At 71.5% G+C, this 23,864-nt stretch carries 21 protein-coding genes; 10 read left to right on the top strand and 11 right to left on the bottom strand.

The features are described 5' to 3' along the window. The first annotated feature begins 261 nt into the window (after nucleotides 1-261). Nucleotides 262-999 (top strand): SGNH/GDSL hydrolase family protein, encoded by a 738-nt coding sequence (locus ACIO3O_RS23880; protein WP_401748997.1) that lies wholly within the window; start codon nucleotides 262-264, stop codon nucleotides 997-999. Between the two features lie 177 nt (nucleotides 1,000-1,176). Here ACIO3O_RS23880 and ACIO3O_RS23875 read toward each other — a convergent pair whose 3' ends face one another. Continuing rightward, nucleotides 1,177-1,671, bottom strand: a complete 495-nt coding sequence (locus ACIO3O_RS23875) for a GNAT family N-acetyltransferase (RefSeq protein WP_401748995.1) — start codon at nucleotides 1,669-1,671, stop codon at nucleotides 1,177-1,179. Between the two features lie 55 nt (nucleotides 1,672-1,726). Between ACIO3O_RS23875 and ACIO3O_RS23870 the strand changes: the two genes are divergently transcribed. Then, nucleotides 1,727-2,524, top strand: a complete 798-nt coding sequence (locus ACIO3O_RS23870; protein WP_401748993.1) for an exodeoxyribonuclease III — start codon at nucleotides 1,727-1,729, stop codon at nucleotides 2,522-2,524. A gap of 46 nt (nucleotides 2,525-2,570) precedes the next feature. Here ACIO3O_RS23870 and ACIO3O_RS23865 read toward each other — a convergent pair whose 3' ends face one another. Further along, nucleotides 2,571-3,206 carry a MerR family transcriptional regulator gene (locus ACIO3O_RS23865; protein ID WP_401749129.1) on the bottom strand — a complete coding sequence of 212 codons (636 nt, stop codon included), beginning with the start codon at nucleotides 3,204-3,206 and terminating at the stop codon, nucleotides 2,571-2,573. 248 nt (nucleotides 3,207-3,454) lie between these two features. On the opposite strand from ACIO3O_RS23865, the gene ACIO3O_RS23860 reads away from it, so the two are divergent. Genes ACIO3O_RS23860 through ACIO3O_RS23850 form a run of 3 tightly spaced genes read left to right on the top strand, consistent with a single transcriptional unit; the run spans nucleotide 3,455 to nucleotide 6,791 of the window. Then, the gene (locus ACIO3O_RS23860; RefSeq protein WP_401748991.1) at nucleotides 3,455-4,972 is read left to right on the top strand and encodes a flavin-containing monooxygenase; all 1,518 of its coding nucleotides are present in this window, start codon (nucleotides 3,455-3,457) and stop codon (nucleotides 4,970-4,972) included. Further along, nucleotides 4,969-5,916, top strand: a complete 948-nt coding sequence (locus ACIO3O_RS23855; protein ID WP_401748989.1) for an alpha/beta fold hydrolase — start codon at nucleotides 4,969-4,971, stop codon at nucleotides 5,914-5,916. The genes ACIO3O_RS23860 and ACIO3O_RS23855 overlap by 4 nt, the downstream gene beginning before the upstream one ends. Then, nucleotides 5,913-6,791 carry an SDR family oxidoreductase gene (locus ACIO3O_RS23850; protein ID WP_401748987.1) on the top strand — a complete coding sequence of 293 codons (879 nt, stop codon included), beginning with the start codon at nucleotides 5,913-5,915 and terminating at the stop codon, nucleotides 6,789-6,791. Before ACIO3O_RS23855 ends, ACIO3O_RS23850 begins: the two co-directional genes overlap by 4 nt. A gap of 23 nt (nucleotides 6,792-6,814) precedes the next feature. On the opposite strand, the gene ACIO3O_RS23845 is transcribed toward ACIO3O_RS23850, so the two are convergent. Both ACIO3O_RS23845 and ACIO3O_RS23840 read right to left on the bottom strand, forming a co-directional pair. After that, nucleotides 6,815-10,186, bottom strand: coding sequence for a S41 family peptidase (locus ACIO3O_RS23845; RefSeq protein ID WP_401748985.1), 3,372 nt, complete (start codon nucleotides 10,184-10,186; stop codon nucleotides 6,815-6,817). A gap of 158 nt (nucleotides 10,187-10,344) precedes the next feature. Beyond that, nucleotides 10,345-10,821, bottom strand: coding sequence for an SsgA family sporulation/cell division regulator (locus tag ACIO3O_RS23840; RefSeq protein ID WP_401748984.1), 477 nt, complete (start codon nucleotides 10,819-10,821; stop codon nucleotides 10,345-10,347). A gap of 234 nt (nucleotides 10,822-11,055) precedes the next feature. On the opposite strand from ACIO3O_RS23840, the gene ACIO3O_RS23835 reads away from it, so the two are divergent. The 4 genes from ACIO3O_RS23835 to ACIO3O_RS23820 all read left to right on the top strand — a co-directional run bounded on the left by ACIO3O_RS23835 (nucleotide 11,056) and on the right by ACIO3O_RS23820 (nucleotide 14,938). Next, the gene (locus ACIO3O_RS23835) at nucleotides 11,056-12,111 is read left to right on the top strand and encodes an energy-coupling factor ABC transporter permease (protein WP_401748982.1); all 1,056 of its coding nucleotides are present in this window, start codon (nucleotides 11,056-11,058) and stop codon (nucleotides 12,109-12,111) included. Nucleotide 12,112: 1 nt separating this feature from the next. Beyond that, the gene (cbiQ, locus tag ACIO3O_RS23830) at nucleotides 12,113-12,877 is read left to right on the top strand and encodes a cobalt ECF transporter T component CbiQ (RefSeq protein WP_401748980.1); all 765 of its coding nucleotides are present in this window, start codon (nucleotides 12,113-12,115) and stop codon (nucleotides 12,875-12,877) included. After that, entirely contained in the window at nucleotides 12,862-13,626 is a 765-nt protein-coding gene (locus ACIO3O_RS23825; RefSeq protein ID WP_401748978.1) for an energy-coupling factor ABC transporter ATP-binding protein, read from the top strand. The genes cbiQ and ACIO3O_RS23825 overlap by 16 nt, the downstream gene beginning before the upstream one ends. A gap of 145 nt (nucleotides 13,627-13,771) precedes the next feature. Further along, on the top strand, nucleotides 13,772-14,938 hold the full coding sequence (locus ACIO3O_RS23820) for a serine hydrolase domain-containing protein (protein ID WP_401748977.1): 1,167 nt from the start codon (nucleotides 13,772-13,774) through the stop codon (nucleotides 14,936-14,938). 122 nt (nucleotides 14,939-15,060) lie between these two features. On the opposite strand, the gene ACIO3O_RS23815 is transcribed toward ACIO3O_RS23820, so the two are convergent. From ACIO3O_RS23815 to ACIO3O_RS23785, 7 genes are all read right to left on the bottom strand, one after another. After that, on the bottom strand, nucleotides 15,061-15,954 hold the full coding sequence (locus tag ACIO3O_RS23815; protein WP_401748975.1) for a D-alanyl-D-alanine carboxypeptidase family protein: 894 nt from the start codon (nucleotides 15,952-15,954) through the stop codon (nucleotides 15,061-15,063). A gap of 206 nt (nucleotides 15,955-16,160) precedes the next feature. Beyond that, complete coding sequence (locus ACIO3O_RS23810) at nucleotides 16,161-16,607, bottom strand: hypothetical protein (protein ID WP_401748973.1); 447 nt, start codon at nucleotides 16,605-16,607, stop codon at nucleotides 16,161-16,163. Nucleotides 16,608-16,810: 203 nt separating this feature from the next. Then, entirely contained in the window at nucleotides 16,811-17,467 is a 657-nt protein-coding gene (locus ACIO3O_RS23805; protein ID WP_401748971.1) for a hypothetical protein, read from the bottom strand. Between the two features lie 188 nt (nucleotides 17,468-17,655). After that, nucleotides 17,656-18,507 carry an EamA family transporter gene (locus tag ACIO3O_RS23800; protein WP_401748970.1) on the bottom strand — a complete coding sequence of 284 codons (852 nt, stop codon included), beginning with the start codon at nucleotides 18,505-18,507 and terminating at the stop codon, nucleotides 17,656-17,658. Further along, entirely contained in the window at nucleotides 18,504-19,064 is a 561-nt protein-coding gene (locus ACIO3O_RS23795) for a YbaK/EbsC family protein (protein WP_401748969.1), read from the bottom strand. The genes ACIO3O_RS23800 and ACIO3O_RS23795 overlap by 4 nt, the downstream gene beginning before the upstream one ends. 123 nt (nucleotides 19,065-19,187) lie before the next feature. Then, nucleotides 19,188-20,837, bottom strand: a complete 1,650-nt coding sequence (locus tag ACIO3O_RS23790) for a penicillin-binding transpeptidase domain-containing protein (RefSeq protein WP_401748967.1) — start codon at nucleotides 20,835-20,837, stop codon at nucleotides 19,188-19,190. A gap of 132 nt (nucleotides 20,838-20,969) precedes the next feature. Then, nucleotides 20,970-22,733: a dolichyl-phosphate-mannose--protein mannosyltransferase gene (locus ACIO3O_RS23785; protein ID WP_401748966.1), complete on the bottom strand. Its 1,764-nt coding sequence runs from the start codon at nucleotides 22,731-22,733 to the stop codon at nucleotides 20,970-20,972. A 168-nt stretch (nucleotides 22,734-22,901) separates the two neighbouring features. On the opposite strand from ACIO3O_RS23785, the gene rsmI reads away from it, so the two are divergent. Continuing rightward, nucleotides 22,902-23,849 (top strand): 16S rRNA (cytidine(1402)-2'-O)-methyltransferase, encoded by a 948-nt coding sequence (gene rsmI, locus ACIO3O_RS23780; protein WP_401748964.1) that lies wholly within the window; start codon nucleotides 22,902-22,904, stop codon nucleotides 23,847-23,849. The last annotated feature ends 15 nt before the right edge of the window (nucleotides 23,850-23,864 follow it).

The raw sequence follows: 23,864 nt of genomic DNA, 5'->3' as shown, positions 1-23,864 counted from the left end.
ACGACGGACGGGCGCTGGGCGGCGGTTGCAGGTGCGGTGCTGCAGTCACCGTCGAACCGGCTGGAAGAGGTCGCCGCCCAGCCTGTGCGGGGGGGCGTCCGGTGTGGCTGCACCGGACGCCCCTTGTGACGCCACCGCGCTCCGGCCCAGAATCCTGCCTCCTCCCCCGCCACTTCGTGTGCCGCCCGCGCACCGGGGGCCCGGCATGAGCTCCTAGATCAGAGTCCGGGCCGTCTTTCCTTCCCCGCCGTCAGGAGCGCCGTGTTCGACCGTCGATCCCTGCTCAGGACCGCCGCTTTCGCGGCCCCTGCCTTGTCCCTCACCACCGGTACAGCAGCTGCGTCGGTGCGTCCGCGCACCTTGGCTGCCGCGGGCGGACCACTCGTCTACGGGGTGCTCGGGGACAGCATCACCGGTCGCGGCAGTTTCGCCTCCCGCAACGACACAGCATGGACAGCCTTGCTGCAGGCACGGCTGGCGAAGGACTGGCAGGTCACACGGGTCGATGGCAGCACGTCGCGCGACGCTGCGAACCTGACCTGCCTGGCAACGGTGAACACCATCCCCTTCGGGTGTGATCTGGTCGTCGTCGGGCTCGGCACCAACGACTGCCATGAACAGCGCAACGGCCGCTACGTCTACACTCCGCACGACACCCGTATCGCTGCCCGCGGCCTGTTCAGGGCCGTTGCGGCCGCCAACCCCTGTGCGGTGATCGTGAGCCTGGGTGTCTGGGGCGACCGCAGCGTCCGGTGGAGCGTCGACGACTGGACGCCTCCCGTCTCCCGGGTGGCCTACTGGGACGCGATCATCGCAGAGTGCTGTCTGGAGAGCGGAGGCATTCCTCTCTCCTGCGCCGACCTCTACGACACCTCCGCCTATCGGCTTCCCGCAGGACGGCAGGCGTTCGGCGGCAACGTCACCGACGGATTCCATCCGAACGACGCCGGGCATGGAGCCCTGTATCAAAGGGTGGCGAACCAGCTGGGCCTCGCCTGACCGACTCCGCCCGTGCAGAAGGCGCCTCCCGTCGTTCACCCCGACTGCACGGTTGCCGGGATGCGATGGCCGGTGGCGTGGTTATGGCTATGCCGGTGGCCTGGGAGCGGAGAGTGTTGCATCCGGGGGCGCCGGGAGCGATGGTCGCGGGGCCGACGGCTTCCAGTGTGAGGCGAGTTACAGCAGGGGCTGCAGGGGTTTGGTGAAGCAGCGGCTCTCGTCGGTGTGGCGGTAGAGGCCGAAGCGGTCGGCCAGGGGGACCGCGGTGTAGCCGCTGGAGAGGTAGAGGGCGACGGCCTCGGGCTGTTCGGTGCCGGTCTCCAGGACCATGCGGGTGCGGCCGGCCGCCAGGGCGTCGGCTTCCAGGAGGGCCAGCATGCGGCGGGCGAGCGCCCTGCCGCGGGCGGCGGGGGCGACGTACATGCGCTTGAGTTCGGCGTCGCCGTCGGCGTAGTTCTCCTCGCCCGCGCGCTGGGTGCGCCAGCCGCCGGTGGCGACGGGGAAGCCCTCGTCGTCGTACGCGATCAGGTACAGGCCGCGCGGCGGCGTGAACATCGCCGGGTCGAGCGGGGTGAGGTCGCCCTCGCCGTAACGCTCGGCGTATTCGAGCTGTACGTCGGCGTTGAGCTTCACGGCGTCGGGGTGGTCGTAGGCGACGGGGCGGAATTCCATGCGTACGAGCGTACGAGTGCGGGGGAAGGTGGCGGAGGGTCGGTAGGGTTTTTGGATGCTCACTGTGACCAGCGTGAATGTGAATGGCCTGCGGGCCGCCGCCAAGAAGGGCTTCGTGCCGTGGCTGGCGGGGAGCGGAGCCGATGTCGTGTGCCTCCAGGAGGTACGGGCCGAGGCCGACCAGCTGCCGGAGGAGGTGCGGGCGCCCGAGGGGTGGCACGTGGTGCTCGCACCCGCGCAGGCCAAGGGGCGGGCCGGGGTTGCGGTGTACTCGCGGCAGGAACCGGAGCGGGTGCAGATCGGCTTCGGCAGCGAGGAGTTCGACGCCAGCGGGCGGTACGTGGAGATCGACCTGCCGGGGGTGACGGTGGCGAGCCTGTATCTGCCGTCGGGAGAGGTGGAGACCGAGAAGCAGGACGAGAAGTACCGCTTCATGGACGAGTTCATGCTCTACCTGGTCGCTCTGAAGGTGCGGGCCGCGGCGGCCGGGCGTGAGGTCGTGGTGTGCGGGGACTGGAACATCGCGCACCAGGAGGCCGACCTGAAGAACTGGAAGGCGAACCGGAAGTCGTCCGGGTTCCTGCCCGAGGAGCGGGAGTGGCTCGGGCGGGTCTTCGAGGAGGCCGGTTATGTGGATGTGGTGCGGAAGCTGCACCCGGATGTGGAGGGTCCGTACTCGTGGTGGTCGTACCGCGGGCGCGCCTTCGACAACGACACCGGGTGGCGGATCGACTACCAGGTGGCGACCCCCGGGCTGGCCGGCCGAGCGGTCAAGGGCTGGGTGGAGCGGGCCGCCAGCCACGGCGAGCGGTGGAGCGACCACGCGCCGGTGACGGTGGCGTACGAGAAGTAGACCCGGGGGAGTTGTGCCGGAGGGCCGTCACCGCCGGGGGAGGGGCCTATTCCGCTTGTGGGCGGGAGGGGGGCAGGTGACGGTCCAGGGCCATGGAGAGTTCGGCCTCGACCACGCTCTTGGCCAGGGGGCGCAGGCGCTGGGGGTCGGCGTTGTGGGTGCTGACCAGCGCGATGAAGATCTGGGCGAGGACGTCCGCGTGCTCGCGCACCTGGAGGCCCGCGGCCATGACTTCGGAGAGCGGGACACCCTCGCGGACGAGGGCCGCTGACGCGTCCAGCAGGCGGCGGCTGATGTGGACGATCTCGTCGCCGTCGACGGTGAGGTAGCCGAGCGACATGGCGGAGGCGAGGTTCTCGGGGGTGACCTCGCCCTCGAAGTAGTCGGCGAGGTTCTCGGGGGTGAGGCGGACCGGGGTCTCCTCGCTGGGCTCCGGTGGGGTGCCCAGGGAGAGCAGGTCGCCCATGTCGCGGCCGCTGTCGAAGGTGGAGGCCAGGTCGGCGATGCCGGTGAGGGTGTGGCCGCGCTCCAGGAGGGCGGAGATGGTGCGCAGGCGGGCCAGGTGGTGGTCGTTGTACCAGGCGATGCGGCCCTCGCGGCGGGGCGGGCCGATCAGCTTGCGCTCGCGGTAGAAGCGCAGGGTGCGCACGGGGATGCCGGCCGCCTCCGCCAGCTCCTCCATGCGGTACTCGCGGTAGGGGCGGGGCGCTTCGTCCTTGGTGCCGTCGCGCTCGCCGCCCTGGTCGGGGGATTCCGGTGCCTCTTCCACGCCGGGAAGCCTATGTCGTACCACCGGTAACTTTCCTCGGTCCTACCCCTACCGATCAGTACGGGGCTGCTCTACGCTCCCAACCATGCCAGTGATTGCTGGCGGGGTTATGGGAGTGTCACTAAGTGACATTTTGTCGTTGAGTGCGGGAGGCGTCGGGCATGGCCGAGTTCGAGCACGAGCATGTACGAGTGGCGGTGATCGGGTCCGGGTTCGGGGGCCTGGGGGCCGCGGTCCGGCTGCGCAGGGAAGGGGTCACCGACTTCGTCGTGCTGGAGCGTGCGGATGCGGTCGGCGGGACGTGGCGGGACAACAGCTACCCCGGGTGCGCCTGTGACGTACCGTCCCATCTGTACTCGTTCTCGTTCGCGCCCAACCCCGAGTGGCCGCGCACCTTTTCGGGCCAGGAGCACATCCGGGCCTACCTGGAGCACGTGACCGACACCTTCGGGCTGCGGCCGCACATCCGGCTCAACCACGAGGTCACGAAGATGACCTGGGACGCCGAGAAGCTCTGGTGGACGATCGAGGCGGCGAACGGCAAGACGTTGGTCGCGGACGTCGTCGTGTCGGCGACCGGCCCGCTTTCGGACCCGAAGACGCCGGACATACCGGGGCTCGACACCTTCCCCGGCAAGGTCTTCCACTCGGCGCGGTGGGACCACGACTACGACCTCAAGGGCAAGCGGGTCGCGATGATCGGGACCGGTGCGTCCGCGATCCAGATCGTGCCGTCGATTCAGCCACAGGTCGACAAACTCACGCTCTTCCAGCGAACGCCGCCGTGGGTGATGCCGCGTGCCGACCGTGCGATCAGCGGGGCCGAGCGCTGGCTGCACCGTACGGTGCCGGCGACCGGCAAGGCGCGGCGGGGGCTGCTGTGGGGTATCCGTGAGCTGCAGGTGCAGGCGTTCACCAAGCGGCCGAACGAGCTGGGCTTCATCGAGTCCATCGCCAAGGCCAACATGGCGAAGTCCATCAAGGACCCCGCGCTGCGCGCCAAGCTGACCCCCGACTACCGGATCGGCTGCAAGCGGATCCTGCTGTCGAGCACGTACTACCCGGCGCTCGCGCAGCGCAATGTGGATGTCGTCGCGTCCGGGCTGAGCGAGGTGCGCGGTTCGACCGTGGTCGCCGCCGACGGTACCGAGACGGAGGTCGACGCGATCATCTTCGGTACGGGGTTCCACGTCACCGACATGCCGATCGCCGACCGTGTGGTGGGTGCCGAGGGCATCACCCTCGCCGAGACCTGGAAGGGCGGCATGGAGTCGCTGCGCGGCGCCAGCGCCGTCGGCTTCCCCAACTGGATGACGATCATCGGCCCGAACACGGGGCTCGGGAACTCGTCGATGATCCTCATGATCGAGGCGCAGCTCAACTACCTCGCCGACTACATGAGTCAGTTGGACACGTTGGGCGGTCGCGTCGCGCTCGCCGCGCGGCCCTCGGCCGTCGGTGCGTGGAACCGGCGGGTGCAGGAGCGCATGAAGCGCACCGTGTGGAACACGGGTGGTTGCGACAGCTGGTACCTGGACGCCAACGGGCGCAATACGACCGTGTGGCCGGGCACCACCTCGGAGTTCCGGCGGGCGACGCGTGAGGTCAACCTCGCGGAGTACGAGGTGGTGCGGGCCGAGGTCGCCGCCCCCGCCGAGGTCGAGGAGGTCGTGGCGTGAGTCGCGGTGCGGGTCAACTCGGGCTTGACGTGCGGGAGGTGACCGTCACCTCGCGCGACGGTGCCCGGCTGCACGTCGAGGTGTACGGACAGGAAGGTGCGCCGGCGGTGGTGCTGGCGCACGGGTGGACGTGCTCGATCGGCTTCTGGGCGGCCCAGATACGGGAGCTGGCCAGGGACTTCAAGGTCGTGGCGTACGACCAGAGGGGGCACGGGCGTTCGCCGGGCTCGGACGCTTATGCGGTCGAGGGGCTGGCCGACGACCTGGAGGCGGTGCTGTCGGCGACCCTCGCGCCGGGGGAGCGGGCGGTGGTCGCCGGTCACTCGATGGGTGGCATGACGATCATGGCGGCCGCCGGGCGCGCGGTCTTCACCGAGCATGCGGCGGCGGTGCTGCTGTGCAGTACCGGAAGTTCGCGGCTGGTCGCCGAGTCGTTGGTGGTGCCGCTGCGTGCGGGCCGGCTGCGGACGCGGCTCACGCAGTCGGTGTTGGGTGCGAAGGCTCCGCTGGGGCCGGTGACGCCCGTATCGAAGGCGGTGCTGAAGTACGCCACGATGGGGCGCGGGGCGTCGCCGGAGCGGGTTTCGCAATGCGCTCGCATTGTGCACGCGTGCCCCCGGGGTGCACGCGTCGGGTGGTCGCACGTGCTGGCCGAGCTTGAGCTGGCGGACGGGGTGCGGCAGTTGGACGTGCCGGTCGCGGTCGTCGCCGGTGCGGACGACCGGTTGACGCCGCCGGTGCACGCGCGGGAGATCGAGGCGGCGCTGCCGCAGTCGCTGGGGCTGACGCTGCTCACCGGTGTGGGCCACATGACGCCGGTGGAGGCGCCGGAGGTCATCAGCGGAACGATTCGGCAGTTGGTGCGGGAGTACGTCGTCGTGGGTGCGGGCCGGCAGGCCGTCGCCGGTGCGGGCCAGGAACAGCAGAAGGAGGAAGTCGCGTGAGCTACAGCCTTGAGGGTCAGGTCGCGGTGGTGACGGGCGGAGCCCGGGGAGTGGGTGAGCTGCTCGCCCGCAAGCTGTCCGCGCGCGGGGCGAACATCGCCCTGGTGGGTCTGGAGCCCGAGCTGCTCAAGGACGTCACCGGGCGTCTGCACACCGAGAGCGACTGGTGGTACGCCGACGTCACCGACCACGAGGCGATGGCGCGCGTCGCGGAGGAGGTCAAGGAGCGGTTCGGGAAAGTCGACATTGTCGTCGCCAACGCGGGCGTGGCCGCCGGGGGACCGTTCGTCGACTCCGACCCGGAGGCGTGGCGGCGGGTGATCGAGGTCAACCTGGTGGGCGGTGCCGTCACCGCCCGCGCCTTCCTGCCCGTACTGATGGAGAGCCGGGGCTACTTCCTCCAGATCGCCTCGCTGGCGGCCATCACACCCGCGCCGATGATGAGCGCCTACTGCGCGTCGAAGTCGGGCGTCGAGGCGTTCGCGCACTGCCTGCGCGCCGAGGTCGGGTATCGCGGGGTGCGGGTGGGTGTCGGCTACCTGTCGTGGACGGACACCGACATGGTGCGGGGCGCCGACCAGGACGAGGTGATGCGGGAGTTGCGGCAGCGACTGCCGTGGCCGTCCAACCGTACGTATCCGCTGGGACCGGCCGTGGACCGGATCGTCGCGGGCATCGAGCGGCGGTCGCACCACGTGTACGCGCAGTGGTGGCTGCGCGGGATGCAGTCGGTGCGCGGCTACCTGCCCGGGGTCATCGGGACGGTCGGGCAGCGGGAGATGAAGCGTTTCGCCCCCCGGCTGGCCGGGGTCGGCAAGGGGCTGGTGGGTGCGGGCGGGGCGGCGGACGAGTCGACCCGGGGGGTGGGGGTCTAGCCCCCGTCCACCCTCCCGCCCCCCTACCTCGGCGGCAGCTGTGGCCTGCGCTTGTCCGGCACCGCCGAGTAGTCCGGCGGGGTTGCCGCCGGGGTCGACTCCAGCAGGTCGAGGGCGACCTTCACCGCGTCGTCCAGGACCGCGTACCTGCCCTCCGCCCAGTCCAGAGGGGTGCGGAGGGCGGAGACGTCCGGGGTGACCCCGTGGTTCTCCACCGCCCAGCCGTACTCGTCGAACCAGGCCGCGTTCATGGGGACGGTGATGACCGTGCCGTCCCCGAGCGGGTGACGGCCGGTCATGCCGACGACACCGCCCCACGTGCGCTGACCGACGACCGGCCCCAGCGACAGCAGCCGGAAGGCGGCGGTGATCATGTCGCCGTCGGAGGAGGTGGCCTCGTCGGCCAACGCCACCACCGGCCCCCGGGGTGCGTTCGACGCGTACGAGACGGGCTGGGCGTCCCGTGTCAGGTCCCAGCCCAGGATGCGGCGGGTCAGCTTCTCGATGACCAGCTCGCTGATGTTGCCGCCCGCGTTGCCGCGTACGTCGACGATCAGCGCGGGGCGCGACACCTCCAGGCGCAGGTCGCGGTTGAACTGCGCCCAGCCCGAACCGCCCATGTCCGGGATGTGCAGGTAGCCGCACTTGCCGCCGCTCAGGTCGCGGACGACCTCCCGGCGCTTGGCCACCCAGTCCTGGTAGCGCAACGGGCGTTCGTCGACGAGCGGAACGACGGCGACCCGCCGCGGCCGCACCTCCGCCCCCTCGGGCCCCTCCGGTACGAACGTCAGCTCGACCGTCGTGCCCCCGGCCGCCGACAGCAGCGGGAACGGGCCCGCCACCGGGTCCACCGGACGGCCGTCCACATGGGTGAGGACGGCACCGACCCGGATGCCCGTACCCGCGAGCGGCGAACGCGCCTTGGAGTCGGAGGAGTCGCCCGGCAGGATGCGCGAGACGGTCCAGTTGCCGTCCTTGACGTAGAAGTTGGCGCCGAGGAGGCCCATCGCCCGCTGGTAGTGCGGGGGGCCTTCGTTGCGGCGCGCCCCGGCGACGTACGCGTGCGACGTACCCAGCTCGCCCAGGACTTCGCGCAGCAGGTCGGCGAACTCGTCGGGGGAGGCGACCCGCTCCACCAGCGGGCGGTACTGGTCGAGGATTGTCGACCAGTCGATACCGCCCATGTTCGGCTCCCAGAAGTAGGAGTCGATGATGCGGCCCGCCTCCGCGTACGCCTGCCGCCATTCCGCGGCCGGGTCCACGTCGTGCAGGATGCGGCGCAGGTCGAGGTGGACGGTGGAGTCGCCGTCGCCGCGTTCGGTGGCGGGCACCGCGCGCAGTTCGCCGTCCTCGACGACGACCAGGCGGGTGCCGTCGCCGCTGATGGCGAACCATTCGAGGTCGTCGGCGAGTTCCGTCTTGCGGGCCTTGGCGAGGTCGAAGTGTTCGAGGGTGGGGCGGCCCGAGGTGTCGGCGGGGTTGGCGAAGGTCTCGCCGAGCGCGCCCGAGATCGGCCAGCGCAGCCAGACCAGGCCGCCGCCGCTGACCGCCGACAGCGAGGAGTACTTGGAGGCCGTCACCGGGAAGGGGGTGACGCGGTTCGCCAGGCCCTCGACCTCCACCGTCACCGTTCCGTCGCCCTCCGACGCCTCGTCCGGGTCCAGGCCGCCCGCCGCCGGGCGGCCGTCCGGTGAGAGTGCGAAGGGGGAGGGGGTCGCGGAGGAGAGCGGGACGAGGTACGGGCGGCAGCCGAGCGGGAAGGACAGATCGCCCGTGTGGACGTCGTACACCGGGTCGAAACCCCGCCATGAGAGGAAGGCGAGGTAGCGGCCGTCGCTCGTGAAGACGGGGTTCTCGTCCTCGAAGCGGCCGTTGGTGACGTCGACGATCAGCGCCGTGCCCGCGCCCTCCGCGGAGCTCGGGGACTGGATGCGCGCCATCTTGATCTGCCGCAGCGACCGGCCGATGCCCGGGTGCGACCACGTCAGCCACGTCCCGTCCGGCGAGAAGGCCAGGTCACGGACCGGCCCGTTCACCGAACGGATCAGCTCGGTCAGGGCCTCCTCGCCCTCGGTGACGGTGAGCAGCAGCAGTCGGCCGTCGTGCGAGGCGACCGCCACCCGCGTGCCGTCGGGGTCGGCCACCAGTTCGTGTACGCGGCCCAGTTGACCGGCGGCGAGACGGCGTGCGGCACGCGCCCCGGCCGCCCGGGGGAGGTACGCGATCTCCACCGCGTCCTCGCCCTCCGCGTCCGTGACGAACGCGACCTGCCCGCTGGCGCCCAGCATCTCCGGAAGCCGCACCCGTACCCCCGGAGTGTCGGCGATCGTACGGGCCGGACCGTCGCGGTGGGTCAGCCAGTACAGGCTGCCGCGCACCGAGACGGCGCTCGCCCGGCCGGTCGCGTCGACGGCGAGGCCGCCCACGTGGCCCGCCGCCGGGATCTGGTAGCCGCGGCGGCCGGTGCGCGGGCCGCCCAGGCGCACGTCCAGCCGGCGCGGCACCCCGCTCGGCGAGAAGTCGTCGACGAGCCACACCTCGCCCGCGCACTGGTAGACCACCCGCGTGCCGTCCGAGGAGGCGTGCCGGGCGTAGAAGTCCGCGTGGTCGGAGTGGCGGCGCAGGTCGGAGCCGTCGGGCAGGCAGGAGTAGAGGTTGCCGATGCCCTCGTGGTCGGAGAGGAACGCGATGCGCTCCCCGACGAACATCGGCGCCTCCAGGTGACCGTTCAGGTCCGGCAGCAGGCGTTCGCCGTGCAGCCACAGGCGGCCCGTCGCCCCGCCCCGGTACCGCTTCCAGGCGGCGGGCTCGTGCGGGGGCTTTCCGGTGAGGAGCAGGGTGCGGCGTTCGCCCTCGCAGCCGGGGAGGGTGTCGGTGATCGCGATGTCGGACACCGGCCCCCAGGGGAGCCTGCCGCCGGGGCCGCCGTCGGTGGGCAGGGAGTGCGCCCAGGAGAAGTACGAGAACGGCTGCCCGTGCGAGGACACCGCCAGGATCTGCCCGTCCGGCGTCCAGCCGCAGACCCGTGCGTCCACCGAACCCCAGTAGGAGAGGCGCCGCGAGGGGCCGCCGTCGACGGGGACGACGTGCACCTCGGGGTCGAGGCTGCGCCAGGTCGTGTACGCGAGGTGCCGGCCGTCCGGCGAGAAGCGCGGGTGCCCGACCCGGGTGCGGTCGACCGTCAGCCGCCACGCCCGGCCCGGGGCGCTCCCGGCCGGGGCGAGCGGGGCCACCCAGACGTCGTCCTCGGCCACGAAGGCCAGGGTGTCGCCGTGCAGGTGGGGGAAGCGGAGGTAGGCGGGGGACGGGGCGGCGGTGCGGTCGGTGCGGTCGGTGCGGTCGGTGCGGTCGGGGTGGCCGGGCTCCTGGGCGGACTCGTCTGTGGGCACTCGCATGCCCTCATGCTTTCCGCGCCAGGGGGGCCCGGCAACTCGTACGGCTGGATCTTTGTACGTACGTTCCGGGGCGGGCCGGTGCGGTGGGCCCGGCCAGGGGCGGCCGGCGCGGTCGGCCCCGGCTCGCGGCGGCCGGCGCGGTCGGCCCCGCCCGGCCCTCAGCCGTACGTCCGCCGCAGGAACCGCACCAGCGGCGCGCTGTCCAGCTGCAACAGCAGCACCCCCTGCGGCGCGTGCAGCTCCAGCACCACCTGCACCCGCCCGCACGGCCAGATCCGTACGTCGCCCTGCTCGGCCGGTGCCCGCAGGCCCGCCTCCAGGAGCGCGCGCGGGAAGGTCCAGGTGGGGCGGCCGCCCGTGCTGCCGGGCGGGCCGGGCACCGGCAGTTCGATGAGCAGCGCACGCGGGTCGTCCGCCGGTGCGTGTCGCAAAGTGACAGGGAGGCAGGTGGGGACCGGCGCGTCGGTGACCAGGTTCGCGCGCAGCCGCGCCTCGACGGGGGCGGCTGGTGCGGCGGGTGCGGTGGACGTGGTCGGCGCGGCGGCCGGGTTCGGGCCCTCGGCGGCCGTGGCCTCGGCGGCGGCGCTCTCGGCGTCGGTGCCCCCGAGGGGACGGTCCTCAACGGTGCGGGACATCGGCCCGCCTCCTCACCTCGTACGTACGCAACACTCACATTCGCGGTTAATTGACACCTAATGTCCCATATTCCGGCGCGGGCCCGGGTCCCGACGAATATCGACATCTTGTCGGCCGCCCAAGAGGGGTACTTATCGAGAGGGGGCTTTTGCAACTGCTTTGCAATAACTCCCTATCATCGAACGGCTGTCCGCTTGCACGCTCCGTAGCGGTTCGAACTCGGGAGTTCCGCCATGCATGTCCCCGACGGATTCATCAACGCACCCGTCTCGGCGACCGCCGGTGTCGCCGCCGTCGCCGCCGTCGGCCTCGGCCTGCGCGGCGCCCGCCGCGAGCTGACCGACGAGCGGGCGGCGCCGCTGGCGGGCCTGGTCGCGGCGTTCGTCTTCGCCGTGCAGATGCTGAACTTCCCGGTCGCCGCCGGGACCAGCGGTCACCTCCTCGGCGGGGCGCTCGCGGCGATCCTCGTCGGGCCGTGGACCGGCATCCTGTGCATATCCGTGGTGCTGCTGATGCAGGGGGTGCTGTTCGCCGACGGCGGCCTCACCGCGCTCGGCGTCAACATCACGACCATGGGCGTGGTCACCGTCCTCGTCTCCTACGGGATCTTCCGCGGCCTGGTGAAGGTCCTCCCGCGCAAGCGACGCACGGTGACGGTGTCCGCCTTCGTCGCCGCCCTCGTCTCCGTGCCGGCCGCCGCCGCCTTCTTCACCCTGCTGTACGCGCTCGGCGGGACCACCGACGTACCCGTCGGCAAGGTGCTCACCGCCATGGTCGGCGTGCACGTCCTCATCGGCATCGGCGAGGCGGCGATCACCGCGCTCACCGTCGGTGCGGTGCTCGCCGTGCGGCCCGACCTGGTGTTCGGGGCGCGCGGGCTGAGTGCGCCGCTGAAGCTGCGGATCGGCGGCGAGCTGGTGGACGCCCCGGCCCCGGACACGGCGGCCGTTCCGGTCGCGGCCCGCTCGGCCCGGCGGTTCTGGGGGGTCGGGCTGCTGGCCGCGCTCGCCCTCGCCGGTGTCGTGTCGCTGTACGCGTCGACCAGCCCCGACGGCCTGGAGAAGGTCGCCGCCGACCAGGGCATCGACAAGAACGTCCGCGAGCACGCCGCCGCCGACTCCCCGCTCGCCGACTACAGCGTCCGGGGCATCAGCGACAGCTCGCTGTCCGGCGGGCTCGCGGGCGTCATCGGGGTCGGAGCGACGGTCGTCGTCGGCAGCGGGATCTTCTGGGCGGTCCGCAAGCGTCGCGCGGACACCGCGCAGGCGGCCGACTCCGCAGGCGTCTGACATGGGTGCAGGTCACGCTCACGCGCTCTACCGACATGTCGACAGTCCCGTGCACACCCTGCCGCCGCACTGCAAGCTGGTCGCCGTCTTCGGCTTCGTGGTGGTCGTCGTCTCGACGCCGAGGGAGGCCGTGTGGGCCTTCGCGGCGTACGCGGTGCTGCTCGCGGCCGTCGCGTACGTCGCCCGCATCCCGGCCCGTCACCTGCTGAGCCGGATGCTGGTCGAGGTGCCGTTCGTGGCCTTCGCCGTCCTGATGCCGTTCGTGGCACAGGGGGAGCGGGTGGAGGTGCTCGGGCTCTCGCTCAGCGTGTCCGGGCTGTGGGGCGCCTTCAACATCCTGGCCAAGGGGACGCTCGGCGTCGCCGCCTCCGTACTGCTCGCCTCCACCACGGAGCTGCGCGAACTGCTGCACGGCCTCCAGAAGTTGCGGCTGCCGCCGTTGCTGGTGCAGATCGCGACGTTCATGATCCGGTACGGGGACGTCATCGCCGGTGAGCTGAAGCGGATGTCGATCGCCCGCAGGTCCCGGGGCTTCGAGGCCCGCGGCGTACGCCACTGGGGCGTGCTGGCGAAGACCGCGGGCGCACTCTTCATCCGATCGTACGAAAGGGGCGAACGCGTGCACCTGGCCATGGTGAGCCGCGGCTACACGGGCGTCATGCCGGTACTGGAGGAGACGGTGGCCACGCGCGCGGAGTGGACGCGGGTGGGCATGCTGCCGGGGGCGGCGCTGCTGGTGTGTCTGACGGGATGGGTGATGGTGTGACGGAAGCAGATTCGCTGGCGGTGCGCGGCCTGGCGTACGCCTACCCGGACGGGCACCAGGCCCTGTTCGGCGTCGACCTGACGATCGGGCGCGGCGAACGGGTCGCCCTGCTCGGGCCCAACGGGGCCGGGAAGACCACCCTCGTCCTCCACCTCAACGGCATCCTGACGGCGGGCGCCGGCACCGTCGAGGTCGCCGGACTGCCGGTCGCCAAACGCAACCTCGCGGAGATCAGGCGCCGGGTCGGCATCGTCTTCCAGGACCCCGACGACCAGCTCTTCATGCCGACCGTCCGGGAGGACGTGGCCTTCGGGCCCGCGGCGGCGGGGCTGCGGGGTGCGGCGCTCCAGACGTGCGTACGCGAGGCACTGGAGCGGGTGGGGATGGCGGCCTACGCGGACCGGGCCCCGCACCACCTGTCCTTCGGGCAGCGGCGGCGGGTGGCGGTGGCGACGGTGCTCGCCATGCACCCGGAGATCCTGGTGCTGGACGAGCCGTCGTCCAACCTGGACCCGGCGGCGCGACGGGAACTCGCCGACATCCTCAAGGACTTGGACGTGACCGTCCTGATGGTCACGCACGACCTGCCGTACGCACTGGAGCTGTGCCCCCGGGCGGTCGTCCTGAGCGAGGGGACGGTGGCGGCGGACGGGGCGACGCGGGACCTGCTGCTGGACGAGGAGCTGATGCGCGCGCACCGGCTGGAACTTCCGTTCGGCTTCGACCCGCGGTCGGTACGGGTGGGCTGAGCGGATGGGCTGAGCGGGGCCCTCCGGGGGGCAGTTCCCCGCCTCCCCGGAGGGGCCCCACCTGCACCCTCACCTCCCCACCCGGCACCATGGTGGGTGCAGCAACACCCCGACCCCCGACCCCTCCAGGAAGCGGAGCACACGCGTGGACGTCCAAGGCACAACGCTCGCCGGGTTCGAACCCGTCAAGGACGCCTTCCTGCGCAACTTCCGCGACCGGGGCGACCGGGGGGCCGCCGTCGCCGTCTACCTCCACGGCCGCAAGGTCGTCGACCTCTGGGGCGGCACCCGCGACGTCGACACCGCCGTCCCCTGGGCCCTCGACACCGCCCAGATCGTCCGCTCCGCGGGCAAGGGCATAGCCGCCGCCGTCCCGCTGCTCCTCCACCAGCGCGGCCAGATCGACCTCGACGCCCCCGTGGGCACGTACTGGCCCGAGTTCAAGGCAGCGGGCAAGGAGCGGGTTCTCGTACGTCACCTGCTCTCGCACCGCGCCGGACTCCCGGTGCTGGACCGGCCCCTGACCCCCGCCCAGGCCTGCGACGGCGAGTCCGGCGCGCGGGCGGTCGCCGCCCAGGCCCCCGTGTGGGAGCCCGGCACCGACCACGGCTACCACGCCCAGACGTACAGCTTCCTCGTCGCCGAACTGGTGCGCCGGGTCACCGGCCGCACCATCGGCCGCTGGGTGGCGGAGGAGATCGCCCGCCCGCTCGGGCTCGACTTCTGGATCGGGCTGCCCCAGGAGGAGGCCCACCGGGTCGGCCGTCTCGCACCCGTCGAGGAGCCGCCGACCACCACCGGCCTCAAGCTCCGCCCCAAGCGCACCGTCAGCGAGGCGTACGCCGACCCCGACTCCCTCACCCGCCGCGCCTTCGGGGCCATCGACCCGCTGCCCGACGAGAACGACGCCGCCTACCGCGCCGCCGAACTCCCCGCCTCCGGCGCCATCTCCACCGCCCGCGCCCTCGCCCGCTGCTACGCGGCGATGATCGGCCCGGTCGACGACGGCCCCCGGCTCTTCGCGCCCGCGACGCTCACCCTCGCCCGTACCGAGGAGTCGGCGGGACCCGACCGGGTGCTGGTCGTCAACACCCGCTTCGGCCTCGGCTTCATGCTGCACGGGTCCGCGTCCCCGCTGCTGGGCCCCGGTTCCTTCGGCCACCCCGGGCGCGGCGGCTCGCTCGGCTTCGCCGACCCCGAGTCGGGGATCGCCCTCGGGTACGTCACCAACGGCCTCCGCAAGGGAGTCACCGCCGACCCGCGTGCGCTCGCCCTGATCGCGGCCGTGAAGCAGAGCCTCGGCCGGGCGTGAAGCAGAGCCTCGGCCGGGCGTGAAGCAGAGCCTCGGCCGGGCGTGAAGCAGAGCCTCGGCCGGGCGTGAACGCCGGAGGGGCCGCCCCGCAGGACGGCCCCTCCCCATGTCCCGAATCCGGGTTACAGCTTGAAGCCGTAGTCCATGATCTTCTTCGCGTCCGCCGTGCGGTTCGCCTCGTTGGTCGAGGCCAGGACCGCGCCGACGACCGTGCGCTTGCCGCGCGTCGCCGCGAAGACCAGGCAGTACTTCGCCTGCGGGCCGGAGCCCGTCTTCACGCCGATGGCACCCGTGTAGCTGCTCAGCAGCTTGTTGGTGTTGGTCCACTTCATGTTGCGGTAGCCACCGCTCTTGGTGGTGGTCCGCTGCGTGGTCGACGTCGTCTTGACGATCGTCCGGAAGTTCCCGTTCTTCAGCGCGGCGGTCGCCAGCTTCGAAAGGTCGCGGGGCGTCGAGTAGTTGGCGCCGTTACCGATGCCGTCGAAGGAGTCGAACTTCGTGTTCTTCATCCCCAGGTTCTTCGCGGTCGTGTTCATCTTCCCGATGAACGACTTCACCCGCGCGTCCCGCGTGGAGCCCGAACCGAACTTGTCGGCCAGCGCGTACGCCGCGTCGCAGCCCGAGGGCAGCATCAGCCCGTACAGCAGCGTGCGCACGGACACCTTGTCACCGACGATCAGCCGCGCCGACGACGCGCCCTTGCGGACGATGTAGTCGCTGTACGCCTTCTGGATCGTGACCTTGGTGTCCAGGTTGACGCCCTTGGTGGCGAGCACCACCTGGGCGGTCATGATCTTCGTCGTGGAACCGGTGGAGAGCCGGGTGTCGCCGGCCTTCGAGAAGTACGTGCGCCCCGATGCGCTGTCCATCAGGAAGCCGCCCTTGGCGACGATCGACGGCGCCTTGGGGGCTGCGGCCTGAGCCGCCGGAGCGACGAGCGCCCCGGCGGTCACGACCGAGCCGGCGGTGACGAGAGTCGCCGTTATGCGACAGATCGCCTTGATTCCAGTCTTCAACGTGGATGCTCCAAATGCCCTTAATGGGGGGCCGCATGAGGGGGCCGCCTGCACGTGTGACGCCTGTGAAGGGCAAATGGATGTGGTGCGACGTCAGTCTTTACCAAAACTCAACCTGGATGGGTGAAGTGCGGGAACGGTGACTCCTCTTGACGTCTCGTGGCGTCTCCGGTCATGGCGTCTCCGGTCGTGACGTCTCCGGCGGCTCAGCTGCGCGCGTCGATCCGGTGCAGCAGATTCCCCTTCGCGCCGTACACGTCCAGGAGGTACCCGTGGGGAGCGTTCAGCTCCTCCCCCCGCTGGAGGTAGTCGACGACCTTCGCCTTGAAGGCGTCGAAGCCGGAAGCGTCGTAACTCCCCTTCCGGTCCGTCCAGACGACCACGCGGGGCACCTTCTCCTCCGTCCCCTCGCTGTCGATCGCCTGCACGGCCTTGTCGCCGCCGTCCTTGCGGAACCGCTCGCCGCGCTCGGCGGCCGGGGCGGGGGCGGCGCCGACCGTCGTCGTACGCGCGTAGTACGCGGGCGCAGCGCGCCCCTCTTCGCCGAGTCCGGTGGACGTGCCGAAGGCGGAGCAACCGGTGGCCAGCAGGGCGGCGGCCGCGAGCAGCGCGGCGGCGGCGAGGGGCCGGCGGCGGAGCCTGGTGGGTGTCATGCGGGGAGGGTAGCGGGGGAACGGACCCCTTCGGGGAGGGGAAGACATACCCACTTGGCGTGGAGAGCGGCCTTGTCGGGCTCGGGCCGAGGATCGCCGTGCCTCGTTCACCGACCGGTGGACGTCCCCCTCCGCGGCCCACTCCCGGGCCCGAGTGCTGCGGGCACCGTCGTGGCGCCCGCAGCGGGGTGTGGAGCGACCGGCTAGAAGGACAGGCAGTTCGCGTAGGGGGTGATCGGGAAGGTCGCCCCGTCCTCGTTCATCTGCTGGTAGGAGATCTTCCAGGCGTTGGCGGCGTGATCGGCCTTGCTCTCCCAGAACCAGAAGTTGAAGGTCTTCGTCGTGTCCGGGCGCGACCCGTGCTCGAAGCCGCCGCCCACGACCACCGTGCCCGCCGGGCACGTGGCGGTCAGCGTGATCTTCTCGTGCTTGCCCGACGGGAGGTTGCCCGCGGTGCCCGTCACCTGCGTGACCTTCGGCGGATTTGTCGGCCCCGGGTCACCCTTCGGTCCGGCAGGTCCGGCGGCACCGGCGGGACCCACAGCACCGGCAGGGCCGACGGCGCCAGCAGGACCAACGGCGCCGTCGGCACCGGCGGGGCCCGCAGGACCGGCCGGACCCGCGTCGCCCTTCGGGCCCTTCAGCTTGTCCTTGTACTTGTCGATGACCTTCTTCACGCACTTCTCGCACCACTTGTCCTTGTCCTCGTCGCCGCGCGGAGCGGCGAGGGAGGCGGCGGACGGGAGGGCGTAGACGGCGGAGGGGGCCTGGGGCACCGGGTGGGTGGAGGCGGCTGCCGTGGGGGCGAGGCCGCCCAGGGCGGCGGCGGAGAGGGCGACGAGCGCCAGCATCTTCTGCATGATCAGATGCTTAATCCCGGAGCGGCGCAGATCCGGGCCCACGCGCCCGGTGCCGCCTGCAACCCCCTCGTCTGGCCCAACACCTGGCGCCCGCCTGCGCACCCCGGCGGCGTGGACCGGAACCCGTGTGCGTACATCCGTGTGCGTACATCCGTGTGCGTACATCCGTGTGCGTACATCCGTGTGTGTCAGCTCGCCTGGAGCATGAGCCCGATGCCCACCACCATCAGGCCCGCCGCGGCGATCCTCGGGCCGCCGAAGCGTTCCTTCAGGAAGATGGCGCCGATGGCCGCGCCCACGATGATGCTCGACTCACGCAGGGCCGCGATCGGGGCCAGCGGGGCCCGCGTCTGGGCCCAGAGGACCAGGCCGTACGCGGCGACGGAGAGGGCCGCGCCGATGAAGCCGCGGATCGCGAACGGCTTGAGCTGGGAGGCCAGTTGTGCGCGGCGGCGGTAGATGGCGTAGGCCGGGATGGAGATGCCCTCCAGGACCATCAGCCACGCGATGTAGCCGAGGGAGGTGCCCGAGGCGCGGACGCCCAGGCCGTCGACCGTGGTGTAGAGGGCGATGGCGAGGCCGGTGGCCAGGGCCGCGCCGATGGCCGCCCACTGGGGCTTCTTGCCCGAGCCCCGGATGCCCCAGAGGGCCACCCCGACCAGGCCCGTACAGGCCACCGCCACCCCCGCGAGCTGCCAGCCGGTGGGGATCTCGTCGGCGAAGACCGCGGCGAGCGCGGTCACGGCGAGCGGGGCCGTACCGCGCGCGATCGGGTACATCTGGCCGAAGTCGCCCAGCGTGAACGAGCGCATGAGCAGCAGCATGTACGCGACGTGCAGGGCGGCGGAGATCGCCAGGTAGGGCCACGCCCCGGCGGCGGGGAAGGGGACGAAGACGGCCATGAGCAGGCCGATCAGCAGACCGCCGCCGGAGATCAGGGTGAAGGAGACCAGCTGGTCCTTGATGTTGTGCGCGATGGCGTTCCAGCTGGCGTGCGTGACGGCGGCGAGCAGGACGGCGGCTATGACGAGAGGGGTCACGCCGCATCTCCTCCGGAGGGTCGGGAGGGTCGGGAGGGTTCGGCAGATCCAGCAGGTCCGGCGGGGGTTTCCCGTACGTCGGCCAGCTTCGCGCCCGCGTGGGCGATCAGGTCCTTCGGGGGTATGGGGAAGACGGAGTGCGGGGTTCCGGCGGCGGCCCAGACGACGGGGTGGGTGAGCAGGCCCCGGTCGGCGAGGACGGTGGTGCGGGTGCGGTGGCCGAAGGGGGGTACGCCGCCGATCGCGTAGCCGGTGGTGGCGCGGACCAGGTCGGCGTCGGCCCGCTTGACCTTCCGCGCGCCGAGTTCGGAACGTACGAGATCGAGGTCGACGCGCGAGGAGCCGTCCATGAGGACGAGGACGGGAGCGCCGTCGGCCTCGAAGATCAGGGACTTGACGATCTCGCTGGTGTCACAGCCGATGGCCGCCGCCGCCTCGGCCGCCGTGCGCGTGGCGTCCGGGAAGCGGCGAACCTCCGCTTCCAGGTCGGAAAGCCCCATGTCGCGCAGGGCCTCGGCGAACAGCGGGTGAACGGGAGGAGGTTGCGAAGTGCTCATGGCCCGCACGCTACTGCTCCGCGTGCGGGCCGGGCGAGTGCGTTCCAAGGAATGACCCAAGGAATGACTAAAGCGTGACCAGGGGATGACTTTGGGAATGATTAATGGGTAAGTCGTGGTGAATTAGCGGGCGTTGAGGACATTCGCGACGATCGGGCCTGCGGCGTCGCCGCCGTGGCCGCCCTTGAGGACCATCGCCGCCGCCGTCAGGTCACCCGCGTACCCGGTGAACCAACTGTCCGACGTCTTCTGGCCGTCGAGCTCGGCGGAGCCGGTCTTCGCGCCCTTGTCACCGCTGACCGAGGCCATCGCGTTGGCCGCCGTGCCCGAGGTCGCCGTCAGGCGCATCATCGATTGGATGCCCTGGACGGTGGCGGGGGACAGGGTCGAGGAGGCCTTAGCGAAGGGGCGGTCGTCGAGCTCGGCGGCGACCACGTACGGCTGGCGGAACCGGCCCGTGGTCGCGGTCGCCGTGATCGAGGCGATGTTCAGCGGGTTGAACTGGGTCTGGCCCTGGCCGATGTACTGGGAGGCCGCCTCGCCCCCCTGGCCCGGCGGGATCCTGCCGTCGAACGTGGCGATGCCGGTCTTCCACTCCGGGCCGATGCCGAAGTGGGAGGCGGCGAAGGCGGGCAGCGCGCCGTCGTCGCCGACCTTGCGGATCTGCTTGATGAAGGCGCTGTTGCAGGAGACCGCGAAGGCCTGGGAGAAGGGGATGTTCCCGTACCCCTTGTGGTTGAGGTTATTGATCGTGCGGCCCTCGTACGTCACGTCCGCCGGGCACTCGACCGTCGAGCCCGGGCTGACGATGCCCTTTTCGAGGAGCATCGCGGCGGTCATGATCTTGAGGGTCGAGCCGGGCGGCGTGGCACCGCTGACCGAGACGCCGAACCCCGAGCTGTGGTTGTCCGCGATGGCCCGGATCGCGCCGCTCCGGCGGTTCAGCGCCACCACCGAGCTGCCCGGGAACCGCTTGACCGCCTTCTCCGCCGCCGCCTGCACCCCCGCGTCGATCGTCGTCTGGAGCTTCCCCGGGACGCCCTTGGAGAGCGTCAGCAGTGTGCGTGAGGGCTGTTCGGGCTGGGCGGGCTCGATGAACAGCTCGACGCCCGGCTTGCCGTGCGACTGCTCGCCGTACTTCTTGCGGAGCTGGTCCAGGACCGGGCCGAGGGAGGGGTAGTCCTCCTTGGTCAGCTCCTTGCCGCCCCGGTCGACGGCCTTGATGGGCGGCGCGGAGGCCGTGCCCGTCTTGAGCGTCTCGCCCTTCTTCAGCTCCGGGTGGATCACGGCCGGCTTCCAGTCGACCAGGGGCTTGCCGGTCGTCTTGCCGCGCACCACGGTCAGGCTGCTCTCGTACGAGAGGGGCTTGGCGGCGGTGTCCTCGGTGCCCACCTTGCCGGTGACGGTGAACGGGACCTTCGCGCCGGTCGCCGTACCGGGGGTGATCTTCAGGCCCGATATGTGGGCCTCCTCGGCGTACGCGGCCAGCACCGTGGTCGCCTCGACCGCGTTGTTGGTGAGCTGGGCGGCAGCCTCGGGGTCGCCCTTGGTCCAGGCGGCGAAGAAGGCCTGCGAGGTCTTGCCGATCTCGTCCTGGGACGGGGGGCCGGTCCGGAGTGGGGCGTTCTGGGTGCTGAGGTCACCCTTGCCGTCACCACCGGAACCACCGCCTCCGGTCATGCCGGTGTACAGGTTGTAGCCGCCGTAGCCGACACCGCCGGCGACCAGCACGAACGCACCGCCGACGACGGCGACCTTGGCTCCGCTGCGCATGACGCAGTCCCCTCCCCAGGAGCTCGCCGGGCGCTCGGTGCTGCCCGGGAGTTATCGGGGAGTGACTCTACGGGGTGGCAGTGACAGGAGCGTGGGGCGTTATGGGACTGGTACGTGGGGTGAGCGGCGCGCTCAGATCCACGTGTCCAGCCACATCCGGTGCCGCCACTCGTCGATCGGGATGGTCTGGCCGGTGTAGATCGGCCAGAAATAGATGAAGTTCCAGACGATGAGCAGGACCAGGACGCCGACCCCGATCGCGCCCACCGCGCGGCGGCGTTCGTCCGCTCCGGGGCGGCCGAGCAGGGCCCCGGCCAGCATTGCCACTGCCAGACACAGGAAGGGGACGAAGACGACGGCGTAGAAGTAGAAGATCGTCCGTTCCTGGTAGAGGAACCAGGGGAGCCAGCCCGCCGCCACCCCGGCGAGGATCGCCCCCGCCCGCCAGTCGCGGCGGAAGAACCAGCGCCACAGGACGTACAGGACGGCGAAGGCCGCCGCCCACCACAGCAGGGGGGTGCCGAGCGCCAGCACCTCGCTCGCGCACTTCTCCGTCTCCGCGCGCGGGCAGCCCGAGTGGCCCGGCTTGGGGGACTCGTAGTAGTACGAGACCGGGCGGCCGACCAGAATCCACGACCAGGGGTTGGACTGGTACGTGTGGCCCGAGGTCAGGCCGATGTGGAAGGTGTACACCTCGCTCTCGTAGTGCCACAGGCTGCGCAGCCACTCCGGCACCCACGTCATGTCGAACTGGGGGAGGGAGATCGGCCCGATGTGGTCCGGGGAGAGGCCCGCACGACCCTTCGCCCAGTCCCGGAAGTAGCCCTTCGAGGTGACGATCCAGCCCGTCCAGGAGGCGACGTACGTCAGCACCGCCACCGGGACCGTCGAGACGAAGGCCGGGAACACGTCCCGCTTCAGGACGGTCGGGTACGGGTGCCGCGCCCCGGCGGTGCGGCGTGCGGCCACGTCCCACAGGACGGTGAGCAGGCAGAAGACGACCAGCGTGTACAGGCCGCTCCACTTCGTCGCGAAGCCCAGGCCCAGGCACAGACCCGCCGCCAGCCGCCACGGGCGCAGGCCGAGCCGCAGCCGGGAGGCGACCTCCGACGACGGGCGCAGGATGCCGTCCGCGTCCACCGGGAGGGCGTCCGCCAGGCGTCGGCGGCTGTGGTCGCGGTCGACCACCAGGCAGCCGAACGCCGCCAGCACGAAGAACATCAGTACCTGGTCGAGCAGCGCCGTGCGGCTCATCACGAAGTGCAGGCCGTCGACGGCCAGCAGCAGCCCGGCGAGGCAGCCGAGGAACGTCGAGCGGAACAGGCGGCGGCCGATGCGGCACAGCAGCAGCACCGAGAGCGTGCCGAGCACCGCCACCGCGAAGCGCCAGCCGAAGGGGGTGAAGCCGAAGAGCTGTTCGCCCCAGCCGATCAGCCATTTGCCGACCGGGGGGTGGACGACGTATCCCGGGTCGGTGGGGATCGGCACCGTGTCAGGAGATGACAAAACCGATGTGTCGATGTCCTTCGGCCAGCTGCCCTCATAGCCCTGGTGGACCAGTGCCCAGGCGTCCTTCGCGTAGTACGTCTCGTCGAATATCACCGCCTTCGGGATGCCGAGGTTCCAGAACCGCAGCACGCCCGCGAGCAGGGTGACCAGCAGCGGGCCGCCCCACGGGGTCAGGCGCAGCACGGCGTGGAAGACGTTCGGGGAGATGCGCAGGAAGTGCCACACGTGAGGGCGGTACGGCATGACGGCGTACGGAGGGACCAGGCGTTCGCGCAGTCCCGTCGTCGTCCGGGGCACGTAGCCGAACCGGCGCAGCCTTCGCTGCCAGGTGGGCGGCTCCTCTTGCGGGGCCCGTCCGTGCTGGGCCGGGGGCGCTGTACTCGTCACCGCGCCATGGTAGGGAACGCGGCTGTGCGCGTCGCCCGTCAGGCCGGGTGGGGGCGGGTGTCGTACGGGGCGGGTGTCGTACGTCGGGCAGGGTGCGGCGCGGTCGGGTGTCGCCCCCCCCCCGGGTCTCGGGGAGGGGGTTCGCGCAAGCCCTGGGAGGATGGGGGCGTGACTGGATCGACTGCACCCACCGCGTCCGCCGCCTCCGCCTCTTCCGGGTCGGGCTCCTCCGCCGGAGTCCTCGTCCTCGCCGGGACGCCCATCGGCGACGTCTCCGACGCCCCGCCCCGGCTGGCCAAGGAGCTGGAGGCCGCCGACGTGATCGCCGCCGAGGACACCCGGCGACTGCGGAGGCTGACCCAGGCGCTCGGCGTGTTCACCACCGGGCGGGTCGTGTCGTACTTCGAGGGGAACGAGTCGGCGCGCACGCCCGAACTGGTCGAGGCCCTGGAGGGCGGCGCGCGCGTGCTGCTGGTGACGGACGCCGGGATGCCGTCCGTGTCCGACCCCGGGTACCGGCTGGTGGCGGCCGCCGTCGAGAAGGACCTGAAGATCACCGCCGTGCCGGGACCGTCCGCCGTGCTCACCGCGCTCGCGCTGTCGGGGCTGCCCGTCGACCGGTTCTGCTTCGAGGGCTTCCTGCCGCGCAAGGCGGGCGAGCGGCTCGGGAAGCTGCGGGAGGTCGCCGACGAGCGGCGCACCCTTGTGTACTTCGAGGCCCCGCACCGGCTGGACGACACCCTCGCGGCGATGGCCGAGGTGTTCGGGGAGGGGCGGCGGGCCGCCGTCTGCCGCGAGCTGACCAAGACGTACGAAGAGGTCAAGCGCGGCCCGCTCAAGGAGCTCGCCGAGTGGGCGGCGGAGGGTGTGCGCGGCGAGATCACCGTGGTCGTCGAGGGCGCGCCCGAGGCCGGTCCGGCCGAGCTCGACGCCGACGAGCTGGTGCGCAGGGTGCAGGTGCGCGAGGAGGCGGGGGAGCGGCGCAAGGAGGCCATCGCCGCCGTCGCCGCCGAGGCGGGACTGCCCAAGAGGGAGGTGTTCGATGCGGTCGTCGCGGCAAAGAACGCGGCTCGGACGCAGGGCGGCGGGGCGGGCGAAGGTAAAGGAGCTTCTTGAAAAGCAAAGCGAATC

Origin of the sequence: Streptomyces sp. NPDC087440, from assembly GCF_044744005.1 — a bacterium.
Classification (GTDB): Bacteria; Actinomycetota; Actinomycetes; order Streptomycetales; family Streptomycetaceae; genus Streptomyces.
This window is presented reverse-complemented; position numbering and strand designations above follow the sequence as displayed.